The sequence below is a fragment of the Rhizobium sp. CFBP 13644 genome, from assembly GCF_014842165.1.
GTDB classification, from domain to species: Bacteria; Pseudomonadota; Alphaproteobacteria; order Rhizobiales; family Rhizobiaceae; genus Agrobacterium; species Agrobacterium tumefaciens_C.
The window spans coordinates 73,651-88,132 of record NZ_JACYVF010000004.1; the positions used below are offsets into that span (position 1 = coordinate 73,651).

Sequence of the window (14,482 nt, forward strand, 5' to 3'; positions counted from 1 at the left end):
TGTTTTAGGTGACGGACCCGACCTGCCAAGGCACGAATTCATTGTCGCCATAGTCGTAGATCTCGCTAACCGTCTTATCGCCTGATGCCACCGCAATGATGTGCTCGAAGATTCGTTTGCCGGATTCTTCGATGGTCTCTGCGCCGGTGACGATCTCTCCGCAGTTGATATCCATATCCTCTTTCATGTGCTCATACATTTCGGAGTTTGTGGCGATCTTGATGCAGGGAGACGGCTTGAAGCCGGACACGGACCCGCGGCCCGTGGTGAAACAGATGACATTGCAGCCGCCAGCCACCTGACCCGTCACGGCCACGGGATCATAGCCGGGTGTGTCCATGAAGACGAAGCCCTGTTCGGTCACGGTTTCCGCAAATTCATAGACGGCCTTCAGCGGCATCGAGCCGCCTTTTGCCACGGCGCCTAAGGATTTCTCAAGGATCGTTGTCAGCCCGCCCAGCTTGTTGCCGTGGGAGGGGTTGTTGTTTAGTTCGTCGCCGTTGCGGGCGGTATATTCGCGCCACCATTCGATGCGCTGCATCAGCTTTTCGGCCACGGCAGGCGTCACGGCGCGGCGGGTGAGCAGGTGTTCGGCGCCGTAGATCTCAGGCGTTTCGGCAAGAACGGTCGTGCCACCATTGCGCACGATGAGGTCTGAGGCATAGCCCAGCGCCGGATTGGCCGAAATGCCGGAATAGCCATCCGAGCCACCGCATTCCAGCGCCACTTTCAAGGCAGAGAGAGGCTGTTCTGTGCGCTTTGCAGCATTGACCATCGGCAACATGTCCTTGATCTGCGCTATGGCTGCTTCGATGGTTTTGCGTGTGCCGCCATGTTGCTGGATGGTCATGGTGCGAAGGCGCTCGCCCTCTTCCATCTTGTAATGTTCGAGGATGGGCGCGATCTGGTTGGTCTCACAGCCAAGGCCAATCAAAAGGATGCCGCCGAAATTGGGATGGCGGGCATAGCCTTGGATCGTACGGATCAGCAGCCGGTAACCTTCAGACTTGGTGTTGATGGCGCAGCCGGTGCTGTGGGTGAGTGCCACGACACCATCGATATTGTCGAAGCCGTCAAGCCCGCCATCGCGGTTGAAATAGTCGGCTATGTAGCGGGACACGGTGGCGGAACAGTTTACTGACGCGATGACACCGATGTAGTTGCGTGTGCCGACGCCGCCTGCCCCACGGTCAAAACCCATGAAAGTGCGACGCTCATCCAGCGGCAACATACCCTTTTCCTCGATATCGACGCTGAACTGGTGGGTGTGTTCAGAGACGACGACAGCGAGATTGTGCAGATGGACGAGACGGCCTGGCTCGATGTCCTGCGTGGCGACGCCAATGACCTGCCCATATTTGAGAACCTCTTCCCCGGCCTTGATTGTCCTTAGCGCCACCTTGTGGCCGCGCCCGATCAGTTCAAGCGCGGTGAGATCGCCGCGACCTGTGACGCCTCCCGGCTGGATGGAGCGACGGGCGACCGCGACATTGTCACGGGCGTTGAGCAAAATGGTGGCTTCTGACGTGTCTGTCACGGGTTCTCCTCCTCGAGAATACCTGCTTTAGTTTTTAATTCTCAACCCATCGGCGTCTGGAGCTATCCAGATGGCTGTGCATGGCCGATTGCGCCAAGAGTGGATCTTTTGCTTCAAGGGCTGCCAGAATGGCCTCGTGCTCCTGCAACGCGAAGGTCCAGGTGTCCTTGTCTTCAAACTTGACCCGGAATTGCGCCGACATGGGGCTGTGGCGCTCATCAAACAGGTCTGCGATGAGGCGGGCGAGGACACTGTTACCCGACTGCTCGGCAATCAGCACATGAAACTGACGGTCCTGATCCAGCGGCTTGCGGCCTGCCTCTATTTCGGCGCGCATGGCCTGAAGGGTGGAGCGCAGGGTTTCCAGAGACGCATCATCCACCCGGCTGGCTGCCAGAACGATGGTCGTTCCTTCGATGGCGGCGCGGGCCTGCATCAGCTCGGTCGGGCTCTCGCCTAGGGATTTGGTTCTGGTCACCGGTTGCGCGGGTTCGGCCGACACATAGACACCGGAGCCCATGCGGATCTCGACGCTGCCATCGATTTCAAGCGCAATCAGCCCCTCACGCAATGATGGGCGGGAAACACCAAGGCGCTGCGCCAGTTCGCGCTCCGGCGGCAGGCGTGAGCCCGGCTGGAACTCGCCGCTGTCGATCAATTCGCGGATCTGATCTGCTATCTGCTGATAAAGCCTGCGCGGCTCCATGATTTTGGCCTGACCAATATAATGTTTCTGAGCAATTGGCACATTTCTGCCGATTTGGCCTTACCGTAATGCCTCCGCCTCCTGGTGGCAAGGAAATGTTTATTGTGCTGAAAAATATGAATTAATTCTGATTTTTCAGCGGCGATACATGATCGATGTACGTCTTCTAACAAGCAATCTCCATAATTGGCTTGACCAAAAATAAAATGCGGCCTAACCATTTCGCCAGATTGCAGCGCCCTGGGTGGAGTTAGGGTGCTAAGGGAGGACCATGATGGCGCAGGGCGCATCGCCTGTTCAGGGAGACGATCTGGCTGGTCACGCTGCGCGTGGACAGGGCCAGATATTGCTTCGTCTGGACAATATCAGCAAGGAATTTCCCGGCGTCAAAGCGCTGAGCGATGTGCGTTTCGACCTGCGCTCTGGCGAAGTGCATGCCGTGTGCGGCGAAAACGGCGCGGGAAAATCAACGCTGATGAAAATCGTCAGCGGCGTCTATCAGCCCACCAGCGGCACGATTTTGCATCGCGGTCAAAAGGTTCAGTATTCCTCGCCTCTGGAATCCGAAGCGGCGGGCATTGCCATCATTCACCAGGAGCTGAACCTCGTTCCGCATCTGAGCATCGCTGAAAACATCTATCTGGCCCGCGAGCCGAAAAAAGCATTTCTGGTCGACCGCAAGAAGTTGCGCGCCGATGCAAAACGTTGCCTCGACCGGCTGGGTGTGGATCTGAACCCGGATCAGCTGGTGCGCGGGCTTTCCGTTGCGCAGTGTCAGATGGTGGAAATTGCCAAGGCGCTGTCGCTGGATGCTGAAGTCCTGATCATGGACGAGCCGACATCGTCGCTGACCGAGCAGGAAACGCGGTTGCTGTTCAAGGTTATCCGCGACCTGAAAGCGTCTGGCGTGGGGATCGTCTATATTTCCCACCGTCTGGATGAGATGGCTGAAATCGTTGATCGCGTGACGGTGCTGCGCGACGGACGGCATATTTCGACGGATGATTTCAACGCCGTGACCGTTGATGACATCGTCACGCGCATGGTGGGCCGTTCGCTGGAAGAGAAGTTTCCGGAGAGAACGTCCAAGCCTACGGATGAGGTGATTTTCTCCGTCAAAGGCCTGACGCGAACCGGCGTGTTTCACGATATCAGTTTCGACCTTCGGCGCGGCGAAATCCTTGGCTTTGCGGGCCTGATGGGAGCCGGCCGCACCGAAGTTGCCCGCGCCATTTTTGGTGCCGACGCCTATGACGCAGGCACGATCAGTTTTGAAGGAAAGACGCTGTCGATCAAGTCTCCGCAGGATGCGATTGCCAACGGCATCGCCTATCTCTCGGAAGACCGCAAGACCGATGGTCTGGCGATCAAGATGTCGGTGGCGGCCAATACGTCGCTGGCGAATATGGAGGCGGTGTCCAACCGGCTTGGCCTCATCGATTTCAAAGCCCATGACGATGTCGCCAGGCGCTATGTCGATCTCCTCAACATTCGCACGCCCTCCATCAAGCAGACGGTGCGGCTTTTGTCTGGTGGCAACCAGCAGAAAATCATTATCGGCAAATGGCTGTTTCGTGAATCACGGGTTCTGTTCTTCGACGAGCCGACACGCGGGATCGATGTCGGTGCCAAATTCGCGATCTACACCATCATGGATGAGCTGGCGGCACGCGGTATCGGCGTCATTCTCATCAGTTCGGAATTGCCGGAAGTTTTGGGGCTGACGGACCGGATTGCCGTGTTCCACGAAGGCAGGATTACCGGGATTCTGGACACTGCCAAGACCAATCAGGAAGAAATCATGCGCTATGCCTCTGGCTATCGCAGCGGAGACAAACATGTCGGTTAGTCCAGAAACACCCAAGCGTTTTTCCTTCAGCGACCGGCAGAAGGACATCATCCAGAAGTTTGCCGCTCTGGGAAGTCTGGTGCTGCTGACTATCGTGTTTTCCGCGACCAGCAATGCGTTCTTCACCGTCAACAATGCCATGACGATTGCCTTGCAGGTCACGTCCATCGCGCTTCTCGGCATCGGGGCCACCTGCGTCATCATCACTGGTGGTATCGACCTTTCCGTGGGTTCGGTGCTGGCGCTGGCGGGGGTTGTGGCGGCTCTTGCCGTTAAGGAACTGGGCATGCCGGTGCCGATTGGCATGCTGATCGGCATTCTGACGGGTTCGCTCTGTGGGTTCATCAACGGGATTCTGGTCACCCGCTTCAAGCTTCCGCCCTTTATCGCGACACTCGGCACCATGCTGATTGCGCGTGGTGTGGCGTTGCAGATCACCGGTGCGCGCGCCGTCTCCGGCCTTGGCGAATCCTTCGGCGAGCTGGGCAATGGCGCACTGTTTCGTATCGTCACCATTGGCGATGATGGTTTTCCGAATGTCGTCTTTCCGGGCATCCCCTACCCCGTCATCCTGATGATCGTTATCGCCATCGCCGTTTCTTTCATGCTCAACCGCTCGGTTCTCGGGCGTCATATCTATGCGGTTGGATCCAATGCCGAGGCGGCGCGCCTGTCTGGCGTCAATGTTTCACGTGTGACCAACTTCACCTACGTTCTATCTGGCACATTGGCTGGCCTGACGGGCTGCGTGCTAATGTCTCGCCTTGTGACGGCGCAGCCGAATGAGGGCGTGATGTATGAGCTGGATGCCATCGCCAGTGCGGTCATCGGCGGCACATCGCTGATTGGCGGCGTAGGCACCATTTCCGGCACGGCCATCGGTGCCTTCGTCATCGGCATCTTGCGAAACGGCCTCAACATGAACGGCGTTTCGGCCTTCACACAGCAGATTATCATCGGCCTTGTTATTCTGGGTACGGTCTGGATCGACCAGCTTCGCAACCGCCGATGATCGATAAGGGTGCGGACCTTTTTCCGCGGGAAAGCCTGACGGTGGCGAGGAGATATCACCTGTCTGGCATATGGAGGAATACATGAAGAAGCTGACACTTACGCTTTTGACATCCGCGATTGCTCTGTGGAGCGTTTCCACGGTTCAGGCCGGCGAAATCGCCGTCATCGTCAAGACCGTGAACTCGACCTTCTGGCAGAATGTTCAGAAGGGTGCCGATGCGGCGATCAAGCAATCCACCGGCAACACGATGACCTTCCAGGGCCCTGCCTCTGAGTCCGCCATCGCGGATCAGGTCAACATGGTGGAAAACGCCGTCAACCGTAAGGTTTCCGGCATTGTTCTGGCCCCTTCCGATCCGGACGCGCTGGTTCCAGCGGTCAAGAAAGCATGGGAAGCCCGTATTCCCGTCGTGATCGTTGACTCGCAGCTGGCAAAGGGTGCCGAGCAATATTACCAGTCGTTCCTCGCAACAGATAACAAGAAGGCCGGCGAGTTGGCCGCACAGGCGCTGATCGAGAAGGTTGGCAAGGAAGGCAAGGTTGCTGTCATGTCCTACGTGGCCGGTGCCGGTTCTGAAATTGGTCGCGTGGGTGGCTTTACCGAATATCTGAAGGCCAATTCCAAGCTGGAGATCGTTGGTCCCTATTATTCGCAGTCGCAGATGGCGACCGCGCTGAACCAGACGACCGACGTTCTGGCCGCCAATTCCGACCTTAAGGGCATTTTTGGCGCCAATGAGCCAACCGCCATTGGTGTTGGCCGTGCGCTTGCGCAATCCGGCAAAGCTGGCAAAGTTGTAGCCATCGGCTTCGACGGCAATCAGGACCTTCAGGGCTTTGTGAAGGATGGCACGCTGGCTGGCATCGTCGTTCAGGGCTCCTACCAGATGGGTGAACTGGGTGTTCAGACCGTGTCCAAGCTGATTGCCAAGGAAAAGGTCGAGAAGTTCGTCGATACTGGCGTCGTTGTGGTGACGAAGGACAATATCGACAAGCCAGAAGCCAAGAACGTTCTCTATTGATCCTGCCAGAGACAATCGGATGGTCGCGGCGTGCTGCGACCATTCACACCCAAGCTGACGATCGAAAGTGTCCGAGATGAAAGTTTCCGATAAACGCAAGTTGCCGCAGCGCCCGGTGGAGGTCACTCTGATGGGGCTTGGATGCGCCCAGATGGGTAATCTTTATCGCGTCACGCCCTATGAGGAATCCAAGGGTGCTTTCGATACGGCCTGGGAACACGGTATCCGCTATTTCGATACGGCACCGTTTTACGGCTACACCCGATCCGAGCGTCGGCTGGGCACGATGGTGACCGAGCATGAGCGCGCCGAGTACACGCTGAGCACCAAGGTTGGCCGTGTGATGGTGCCGGATGAGACCGTGGGAGCGGAAGAAGACGCCTATATCGCGCCTTTGCCCTTCCGCCCGGTCTATGATTATTCCCATGACGGCATCCTGCGCTCGTTTGAGGCCAGCCAGCAGCGGTTGGGTATTCTGAAGCCGGATATTCTCTATATTCACGATATCGGACCCTTCACCCATGGTGAGAAGCACCAGCATTATTGGGACCAACTGACGACGGGCGGCGGCTTCAAGGCGCTGGCCAAGCTGCGTGACGAGGGATCGACCGGTGCTGTTGGCCTTGGCGTCAATGAATGGGAAGTTGTGAAAAGCGCGATGGAGGTGTTCGACATCGATGTTGCCATGTTGGCCGGGCGCTACACCCTGCTGGAGCAAAGCAGTCTCGATTTCATGAACCTGTGCGCGTCTCGCGGCGTGGGCATTGTTGTGGCTGGCGCTTTCAATTCCGGCATTCTCGCGGGTAACCGCAAATTCAACTATGCGGACGCCCCTGCCGATATCCTGGCCAAGGTGGATGCCCTGCACGACGTGTGTGAAGAGCTTGGCGTGTCCTTGCAGGCTGCGGCACTGCAATTTCCGTTGGCGCATGCCGCTTCTGTGACGGTGGTTTCCGGTGCGCGTAATGCGCAGCAATTGGCGTCCAATATCGAGTGGTTCGAGCAGGATATTCCCGCCGAATTCTGGGCTGAACTGCACAGGCGCGGCTTGCTTGCGGAAGGCGCACCAGTTCCAGGAATTGCGAGCTGACCATGTTGATCGACGCCCACCAGCATTTCTGGCTGTTGAAGGATCGCGAAGGTCAGTGGCCGCCTGCGTCACTTAAAGCGATCTACCGGGATTTCATGCCCGACGACCTCATTCCCCTCATGCAGCAAGCGGGCGTTGATGGCACCGTTCTGGTGCAGACCATGGAAACGGTAGATGAGACCGATTTCATGCTGGCATTGGCGGATGCGCATTCCTTTATCAAGGGTGTGGTCGGTTGGGTGGATATGAAGGCAGCGGATGTTTCGGGTGAGATTGCCCTCCGTGCCGCCCATCCTGCTTTCAAGGGTGTGCGGCCCATGTTGCAGGATATCGAAGACGTAAGCTGGATCGATGATCCCGCACTTAGGCCCGCCGTCCAAGCCTTGATCGACAATGGTCTCGTTTTCGATGCCCTGGTGCTACCCAGACATCTGCCGCATCTTTTGAGTTTTGCAACGCGCTATCCCGCACTTCCGATTGTCATCGACCATGGTGCAAAGCCGCTGATTGCCAGTGGGCATTATGTGGATTGGCGCAGGGATATGGCGGCGCTGGCTGCTTTGTCCAACGTGCATTGCAAGCTTTCCGGCCTTCTGACCGAACGTGGTGAGCAGAGCCGTGAGGCCGTGCGCCCCTATGCTGAAACCATTCTTGAGCTGTTTGGCGCTGCGCGGGTGATGTTTGGCAGCGACTGGCCGGTTGTGCGGCTGGCGGGTGATTATCAGGGCTGGCTGGATTTCAGCCGCGATATCGTGCCCGCTGCCGACCATGAGGCGGTGTTTGGTTTTAATGCAATGCGTTTTTATTCTCTTTCCGACAGGTGACCCATGCTGGCGATATTTTGCGATAAACCTGGACTTCTCTCGCCGAAGGAAATGCCGAAGCCCCACCGTGGCGAGGGTGAGGTGCTGATCCGTATCCGTCGCATCGGCGTGTGTGGAACGGACCTGCATATCTTCACCGGCAACCAGCCCTATCTTTCCTATCCCCGCATCATGGGCCACGAACTCTCCGGTACAGTCGAGGAAGCGCCTGAAGGCAGCAACCTTCAGGCTGGCGATGTGGTGACTGTCATTCCCTATATCTCTTGTGGGCATTGCAGCGCTTGCCTGAAGGGCAAGAGCAATTGCTGCCGCAACATCGGCGTGCTGGGCGTGCACCGCGATGGCGGAATGGTGGAATATCTCTCAGTGCCCTCGCAATTCGTGCTGAAAGCCGAGGGGCTGACGCTTGATCAGGCTGCGATGACGGAATTTCTGGCCATCGGTGCCCATGCGGTGCGCCGTGGTGCCGTTGCGCAGGGCCAGCAGGTGTTGATCGTTGGGGCCGGACCCATCGGCATGGCCGTTGCGGTTTTCGCTGTCTCCAATGGCGGTGTGGTGACGATGATCGACAGCCGGGAAGACCGGTTGAATTTCTGCAAGGACCAGCTCGGCATTGCCCATCGTGTCACGCTCGGAGACGGCGACAAGGATCAGTTGTCACAGATCACGGGCGGCGATTTCTTCGATGTGGTGTTTGATGCGACGGGCAACCCCAAAGCCATGGAGCGCGGCTTTTCCTTTGTCGGGCATGGTGGCACCTATGTGCTGGTTTCCATCGTAGCCAGCGACATCAGCTTCAACGATCCCGAATTTCACAAGCGTGAAACAACGCTGCTCGGCAGCCGAAACGCGACGCGTGAGGATTTCGATGTCGTTCTGGAAGCCCAGCGTGCGGGCAAGGTGCCTGATGCATTGATTACCCACCGAATGACCTTGAGCGAGGTGCCCGCCCGCTTTGCGGACCTGACCAACCCCAAGGCGGGCGTCATCAAAGGCATGGTGGAGGTGGCGTGAGCCACCATCTGCAAACAAACGAATTTCATCAAACCCGACCGCGAGTGTGGCCATGACCAAGATTACTGATCTGCGCGTTTTCGATCTGCGCTTTCCGACCTCACAGAGCCTCGATGGTTCGGATGCGATGAACCCGGACCCGGATTATTCGGCTGCCTATGTTATCCTCGACACCGATGACGAGAGCCTCAAGGGGCACGGCCTGACCTTTACCATCGGGCGCGGCAACGACATTTGCTGCATGGCCATCAACGCAATGCGGCATCTGGTAGTGGGAACGGATCTTTCCACCGTTCTCGACAATCCCGGCCAATACTGGCGGCATCTGACCAGCGACAGCCAGCTTCGCTGGATCGGGCCGGATAAGGGTGCCATGCACTTAGCGACCGGTGCCGTGGTCAATGCTATCTGGGATTTGCTGGCCAAGCAGGCAGGCAAGCCGGTGTGGCAGCTGGTGGCGGATATGAGCCCGGAGCAGATTGCCGATATTGTCGACTACCGTTACCTGACGGATGTGCTGAGCCGCGAGGATGCGCTTGCGATCCTGCGGAAAGCTGAGACGGGTAAGGCCGAGCGGGCTGCCATTCTCAAAGCGGACGGATATGCCTGCTATACCACCTCGGCAGGCTGGTTGGGCTATGGCGATGAAAAACTGCGCCGCCTTTGCCAGGAGGCCATCGATGCCGGATTCAACCATGTGAAGATGAAGGTTGGCCGCGATCTCGAAGACGATATCCGCCGCCTCACTATCGCCCGTGAGGTGATCGGCCCCGATCGTTATTTGATGATCGATGCCAATCAGGTCTGGGAGGTGGATCAGGCGATTGAGTGGGTTAACAGATTGGCCTTTGCCAAGCCCTTCTTCATCGAAGAGCCGACCAGCCCCGACGACATTGCGGGCCACCGCAAGATCCGTCAGGCCATTGGCTCGGTGAAGGTTGCGACCGGCGAAATGTGCCAGAACCGCATCATGTTCAAGCAATTCATTGCCGAAGGTGCGATCGACGTTGTCCAGATCGACAGTTGCCGCATGGGTGGCGTGAACGAAGTGCTGGCCGTGCTGCTGATTGCCGCGAAATATGATCTGCCCGTGTGGCCGCATGCCGGTGGCGTCGGGCTGTGCGAATATGTGCAGCATCTGTCGATGATCGACTATCTCGTGATATCAGGCACCAAAGAGGGCCGGGTGATCGAATATGTCGACCATCTGCACGAGCATTTCATCGAGCCCTGCAATATCCAGGACGCAGCCTATATGCCGCCAACAATGCCGGGCTTCTCGATTGAAATGAAGCCGGATTCCATCGCAGCCTATACGTTCAAGGCTTGAAGGCGACCAGGGCCGCTTCCAGTCTTGCCCAATCCGCATCATTGGCGGGAAGGCCGAGCCGCAGATCGGCAGGCCTTTCCTCGAAGATGCGCGTGAGGATGCCGTGTTGCATGAGGTGATTGTGCAAGGCGGGAACGGTCTCGTCACGGATGAGCGTGAACAGGGACGTTCCGCCTGCAATGGTCAGGCCCTTGTGTGTCACAAGATCGTTGAGACGTTCCGACTCGGTTTTTAGCCTCGTTCGCATTGCCTCTGCCCATGGCCTGTCGCCCATGGCTTGCGTTGCGATATGAAGGGCTGGACCTGAAACGGCCCATGGGCCGAGACGCGCTTCCAGCTCTGCTGCCATATCGGGATGGCTGATGGCGAAGCCGAGGCGGACACCGGCCATGCCGTAAAACTTGCCGAAGGACCTCAAGACAATGAGGCTGTCCGATGTGGCGGCATCGACGATGCTTTCGCCAGATCCTGTTTCGATGAAGGCTTCATCGACAACCAGCAGCCCACCCTTTTTCTGCATAGTCTCAGCAAGCGCGAGAAGTGCGCTGCGCTCGATCACCCTTCCATCCGGGTTGTTCGGATTGACCACGACAGCGTAATCGCACGCCGAGAGATCGGCAAAATCCGCGACTTCGGTGACCGGTAGACCAGCCATGCGGGCGGTTCTGGCGTGTTCGGCATAGGCGGGTGCCAGCACAGCAGCGCGTCTTGCGCCGCGATCCAGCGCGAGTCCGGCCAGAAGCGGCATCAGCATCTGCGTGCCCGGTGCGGCCACCAGATGCGCTGGCGAGGGTGCGCTGAAGGCTGTTGCAGCAACCTGTTTCAGTGTCTCCAAGGCATGGGGTTCCGGCAGCCGCGCAAAGGCGCTGGCGGGAATGGGGGAATGGGGGTAGGAGTGCGGATTGATCCCGGTGGAAAGATCGATCCACGGTTCGGGCGCCTGCGGAAAAAGCTGGCGCGCCCGTCCCAGATTGCCACCGTGGCGGATCGCCGGTTGCACTTTTTCTGGTAGCTTGTCGCCCATGTTTTTCGCTCTCGCTTTCCTGTCCCTGCTGATCGAACGCCTTGTCGGTTATCCCGACTGGCTGTTCAAACGCATCGGCCACCCCGTGACGTGGATTGGTTCGCTTATCGCGCTCCTCGACCTAAAATGGAACCGGGAGGGTGACACATTTTCGCGCCGCAAGCTGATGGGCGTTGCGGCGCTTATCGTGTTTCTCGGGCTGACGGTGCTGCTATCAGGGGCAATGCAGTCGCTTTTCCTCCAATTGCCGCTCGGGCTTCTGGTCGTGGCGATCCTCGGTGCATCGCTTCCGGCGCAAAAAAGTCTGGAGCAGCATGTCGAGGCGGTGGCTGTGGCGCTGGAGCGGGATGGGCTTGCGGGCGGTCGCAAGGCGGTGTCGATGATTGTCGGGCGCGATCCTGAAACGCTGGATGAGGCGGCGGTTTGCCGTGCTGCCATTGAGAGCCTTGCCGAGAATTTTTCCGATGGCGTCGTTGCGCCCTCGCTGTGGCTTGGGCTTCTGGGGCTTGGCGGCGGTGCGGGTTACAAGGCCATCAATACGGCTGACAGTATGATCGGCCATCGCTCGCCGCGCCATGAGGCATTCGGCTGGGCGTCTGCGCGGCTGGATGATCTGGTCAACCTGCCCGCCTCGCGGCTGACAGGGTTCCTGTTCGTCGGTGCTGCTTTTTTTGTGAAGGGGGCTTCGCCGCAACAGGCTTTCCGCGCAATTATCAGGGATGCGCATCACCACCGCTCGCCCAATGCCGGATGGCCTGAAGCCGCGATGGCGGGCGCGCTGGGCTTTGCGCTGGCCGGACCGCGCTCCTATGGCGGACAGATGATCGAGGCGCGGTTCATGGGCGAAGGCGGGCGGCGGGATCTGACCTCTGCCGATATTCGCAAAGCGTTGAAACTGGCGCGCATCGCGGATGCCATGCTGCTTGGCCTCTTCGGGGTTTTGGCCTTGGTTATCGCGCTATAGCGATCAGCGCATCGAGATCCAGATGGCGTTCCAGATGTTCCGCCAGCCGGTCGAGAACGGCATCCACCTGTTCCTCATAATCAAGCGTTGAGCTTTGCCCGCCGAGGCGCTCCAGCCATGCGCTGCGCTGGTCATCATCGGCAAACAGGCCATGGACATAGGTGCCCATGACACGGCCACTGGCAGAAATCGCGCCATCGGTATGGTTGCCGATGGTGGCGAAGGCGCGGGCGGTGTCTTTGCCTTCGCTGACGCCGACATGCATTTCATAGCCGGAGAAGGAAATGCCATCAAAGCTTTGGCCAGTGACGGAGACGAGGCGCTTGTCGTCGGTCAGGACGGTCTCGATATCCAGCAGGCCAAGTCCCTCAGCGGTATGAGGCGCGCCTTCGATGCCGTGCGGGTCGGCGACCGTCTTTCCCAGCATCTGGTAGCCGCCGCACAGGCCCAGAACATATCCGCCACGGCGCAGATGCGCCTTGATATCGATATCCAGGCCAGATTTTTTCAGCGTGGCCAGATCGGCAATGGTGGATTTGGAGCCGCAGAGCAGCACCAGCGCGCAATCGCCGGGAATGGCATCGCCCGGTCTGATGCGCAGAAGTTCAACGTCTGGCTCGGCCTCCAGCGGATCAAGGTCATCGAAGTTTGAAATATGCGGCAGGACCGGAACGGCAATGCGGATCTTTGCGCCGGGCTTGCGCTGTCCGGGTCCTGTCAGGCCTAGCGCATCTTCGGCGGGCAAGCGGCTGGCATCGGCAAAATGCGGCAGCAGGCCAATGGGCCGCCAACCGGTCTGATCTTCGATGATGCGCATGCCCTCATCAAACAGCGAGGGATCGCCGCGAAAACGGTTGACGATGAAACCCTCGATCATGGCCGCGTCTTGCGTATCCAGAACGGTCTGGGTGCCGACGATGCTGGCGATGACGCCACCGCGATCAATATCTCCGATGAGAATGACTGGCGCATTGGCGGCGCGTGCAAAGCCCATATTGGCGATGTCGTTGGCGCGCAGATTGACCTCGGACGCGCTGCCCGCACCCTCCACCAGCACAAGGTCGCATTTCGCCTTCAGGTGATCGAAACTATCCAGCACTCGGGCCATCAGGCCAGCCTTCATGTGCTGGTAATCGGCGGCCTTGGCGTTGCCGATGACTTTGCCCTGCACCACGACCTGAGCGCCGGTTTCGCTTTGCGGCTTCAACAGCACCGGGTTCATATGAACGGACAGGGCAACCCCTGCGGCGCGCGCCTGCAAAGCCTGCGCCCGGCCAATCTCGCCGCCATCATCGGTAACAGCGGCGTTGTTGGACATGTTCTGCGGCTTGAACGGCATGACTGAAAGACCGCGCTTTGTGAGGGCACGCGCCAGCCCCGCCACCATCAAGGATTTGCCAACATCCGAGCCTGTGCCCTGAAACATCAAAACGCGTGCCGCCATGTCTTAAAACTCGATGCCTGACTGGGCTTTCACGCCTGCCTTGAAGTGGTGCTTTACCAGCGTCATTTCCGTCACCATATCGGCAGCATCGATCAAGGGCTGCTTGGCGTTGCGGCCGGTGACCATGACGTGAAGGCCCGGGCGGCGATTGCTAAGTGTTTCCACCACCTCGTCCAGCGGCAGATAATCATAGCGCAGCGCGATGTTGAGCTCATCCAGCACCACGAGAGCGATGGTTTCATCGGCCATCATGACTTTCGCTTCTTCCCAGGCTTTTGTCGCGGCTGCGACGTCGCGCTTCAGATCCTGCGTGTCCCACGTGAAACCTTCGCCCATGGTGCGCCATTCCACGCGGTCACCAAACAGGGCAAGCGCCTGCTGCTCGCCGGTGGACCAAGCGCCCTTGATGAATTGCACGATGCCGACACGCCCGCCGGTGCCGAGCATGCGCAGCGCCAGACCGAAGGCTGCGGTGGATTTGCCCTTAGCAGGGCCGGTATTGACCATCAGCAGGCCTTTTTCGACCGTCTTCTCAGACACTTCGGCATCCTGCACGGCTTTGCGGTTGACCATCTTGGCGCGGTGACGCTCGGCTTCGCTTTCGCTGATATCGCGGTTCATGGCGTCTCATTCCTCTTGGCGCATGCGTGTCAAAGCGGCGACT

13 protein-coding genes are annotated in these 14,482 nt (G+C 58.6%); 8 read left to right on the forward strand and 5 right to left on the reverse strand.

All coding sequences use genetic code 11. From position 1 onward, the window contains the following. Positions 1-4: 4 nt before the first annotated feature. Positions 5-1,537 carry a UxaA family hydrolase gene (locus IFT53_RS12865; RefSeq protein ID WP_192065144.1) on the reverse strand — a complete coding sequence of 511 codons (1,533 nt, stop codon included), beginning with the start codon at positions 1,535-1,537 and terminating at the stop codon, positions 5-7. Positions 1,538-1,571: 34 nt separating this feature from the next. Next, entirely contained in the window at positions 1,572-2,243 is a 672-nt protein-coding gene (locus IFT53_RS12870; RefSeq protein WP_192065146.1) for a FadR/GntR family transcriptional regulator, read from the reverse strand. A gap of 274 nt (positions 2,244-2,517) precedes the next feature. Between IFT53_RS12870 and IFT53_RS12875 the strand changes: the two genes are divergently transcribed. From IFT53_RS12875 to IFT53_RS12905, 7 genes are all read left to right on the forward strand, one after another. Then, positions 2,518-4,092: a sugar ABC transporter ATP-binding protein gene (locus IFT53_RS12875; protein ID WP_192065485.1), complete on the forward strand. Its 1,575-nt coding sequence runs from the start codon at positions 2,518-2,520 to the stop codon at positions 4,090-4,092. Further along, positions 4,082-5,104 (forward strand): ABC transporter permease, encoded by a 1,023-nt coding sequence (locus IFT53_RS12880; protein ID WP_042615650.1) that lies wholly within the window; start codon positions 4,082-4,084, stop codon positions 5,102-5,104. Before IFT53_RS12875 ends, IFT53_RS12880 begins: the two co-directional genes overlap by 11 nt. Positions 5,105-5,186: 82 nt before the next feature. Next, positions 5,187-6,128, forward strand: a complete 942-nt coding sequence (locus IFT53_RS12885; RefSeq protein WP_042615649.1) for an ABC transporter substrate-binding protein — start codon at positions 5,187-5,189, stop codon at positions 6,126-6,128. Between the two features lie 76 nt (positions 6,129-6,204). Further along, a complete protein-coding gene (locus IFT53_RS12890; protein WP_192065148.1) occupies positions 6,205-7,218 on the forward strand; it encodes an aldo/keto reductase in 1,014 nt (337 codons plus the stop codon). A gap of 2 nt (positions 7,219-7,220) precedes the next feature. Next, a complete protein-coding gene (locus tag IFT53_RS12895; RefSeq protein WP_192065149.1) occupies positions 7,221-8,042 on the forward strand; it encodes an amidohydrolase family protein in 822 nt (273 codons plus the stop codon). Between the two features lie 3 nt (positions 8,043-8,045). Then, the gene (locus IFT53_RS12900; RefSeq protein WP_192065151.1) at positions 8,046-9,056 is read left to right on the forward strand and encodes a zinc-binding alcohol dehydrogenase family protein; all 1,011 of its coding nucleotides are present in this window, start codon (positions 8,046-8,048) and stop codon (positions 9,054-9,056) included. Between the two features lie 52 nt (positions 9,057-9,108). Beyond that, entirely contained in the window at positions 9,109-10,386 is a 1,278-nt protein-coding gene (locus IFT53_RS12905) for an L-fuconate dehydratase (RefSeq protein ID WP_192065153.1), read from the forward strand. On the opposite strand, the gene cobD is transcribed toward IFT53_RS12905, so the two are convergent. Continuing rightward, positions 10,376-11,410, reverse strand: a complete 1,035-nt coding sequence (gene cobD / locus IFT53_RS12910) for a threonine-phosphate decarboxylase CobD (protein WP_192065155.1) — start codon at positions 11,408-11,410, stop codon at positions 10,376-10,378. The genes IFT53_RS12905 and cobD overlap by 11 nt on opposite strands. On the opposite strand from cobD, the gene cbiB reads away from it, so the two are divergent. Further along, positions 11,409-12,374: an adenosylcobinamide-phosphate synthase CbiB gene (cbiB, locus tag IFT53_RS12915; protein ID WP_192065157.1), complete on the forward strand. Its 966-nt coding sequence runs from the start codon at positions 11,409-11,411 to the stop codon at positions 12,372-12,374. The genes cobD and cbiB overlap by 2 nt on opposite strands. Here the strand turns inward: cbiB and IFT53_RS12920 are convergent. Continuing rightward, on the reverse strand, positions 12,361-13,818 hold the full coding sequence (locus IFT53_RS12920; protein ID WP_192065159.1) for a cobyric acid synthase: 1,458 nt from the start codon (positions 13,816-13,818) through the stop codon (positions 12,361-12,363). The two genes, cbiB and IFT53_RS12920, sit on opposite strands and share 14 nt — an antisense overlap. 3 nt (positions 13,819-13,821) lie before the next feature. Next, a complete protein-coding gene (gene cobO / locus IFT53_RS12925; RefSeq protein ID WP_192065161.1) occupies positions 13,822-14,439 on the reverse strand; it encodes a cob(I)yrinic acid a,c-diamide adenosyltransferase in 618 nt (205 codons plus the stop codon). Between the last annotated feature and the right edge of the window lie 43 nt (positions 14,440-14,482).

What these genes read in the sequence shown, in the direction of transcription:
- IFT53_RS12895 (WP_192065149.1), top strand. Translation starts at nt 7,221, where the DNA reads ATGTTGATCGACGCCCACCAGCATTTCTGGCTGTTGAAGGATCGCGAA.
- IFT53_RS12875 (WP_192065485.1), top strand. Translation starts at nt 2,518, where the DNA reads ATGGCGCAGGGCGCATCGCCTGTTCAGGGAGACGATCTGGCTGGTCAC.
- IFT53_RS12870 (WP_192065146.1), bottom strand. Translation starts at nt 2,243, where the DNA reads ATGGAGCCGCGCAGGCTTTATCAGCAGATAGCAGATCAGATCCGCGAA.
- IFT53_RS12920 (WP_192065159.1), bottom strand. Translation starts at nt 13,818, where the DNA reads ATGGCGGCACGCGTTTTGATGTTTCAGGGCACAGGCTCGGATGTTGGC.
- cbiB (WP_192065157.1), top strand. Translation starts at nt 11,409, where the DNA reads ATGTTTTTCGCTCTCGCTTTCCTGTCCCTGCTGATCGAACGCCTTGTC.
- IFT53_RS12885 (WP_042615649.1), top strand. Translation starts at nt 5,187, where the DNA reads ATGAAGAAGCTGACACTTACGCTTTTGACATCCGCGATTGCTCTGTGG.
- cobO (WP_192065161.1), bottom strand. Translation starts at nt 14,439, where the DNA reads ATGAACCGCGATATCAGCGAAAGCGAAGCCGAGCGTCACCGCGCCAAG.
- IFT53_RS12890 (WP_192065148.1), top strand. Translation starts at nt 6,205, where the DNA reads ATGAAAGTTTCCGATAAACGCAAGTTGCCGCAGCGCCCGGTGGAGGTC.
- IFT53_RS12900 (WP_192065151.1), top strand. Translation starts at nt 8,046, where the DNA reads ATGCTGGCGATATTTTGCGATAAACCTGGACTTCTCTCGCCGAAGGAA.
- IFT53_RS12880 (WP_042615650.1), top strand. Translation starts at nt 4,082, where the DNA reads ATGTCGGTTAGTCCAGAAACACCCAAGCGTTTTTCCTTCAGCGACCGG.
- IFT53_RS12905 (WP_192065153.1), top strand. Translation starts at nt 9,109, where the DNA reads ATGACCAAGATTACTGATCTGCGCGTTTTCGATCTGCGCTTTCCGACC.
- cobD (WP_192065155.1), bottom strand. Translation starts at nt 11,410, where the DNA reads ATGGGCGACAAGCTACCAGAAAAAGTGCAACCGGCGATCCGCCACGGT.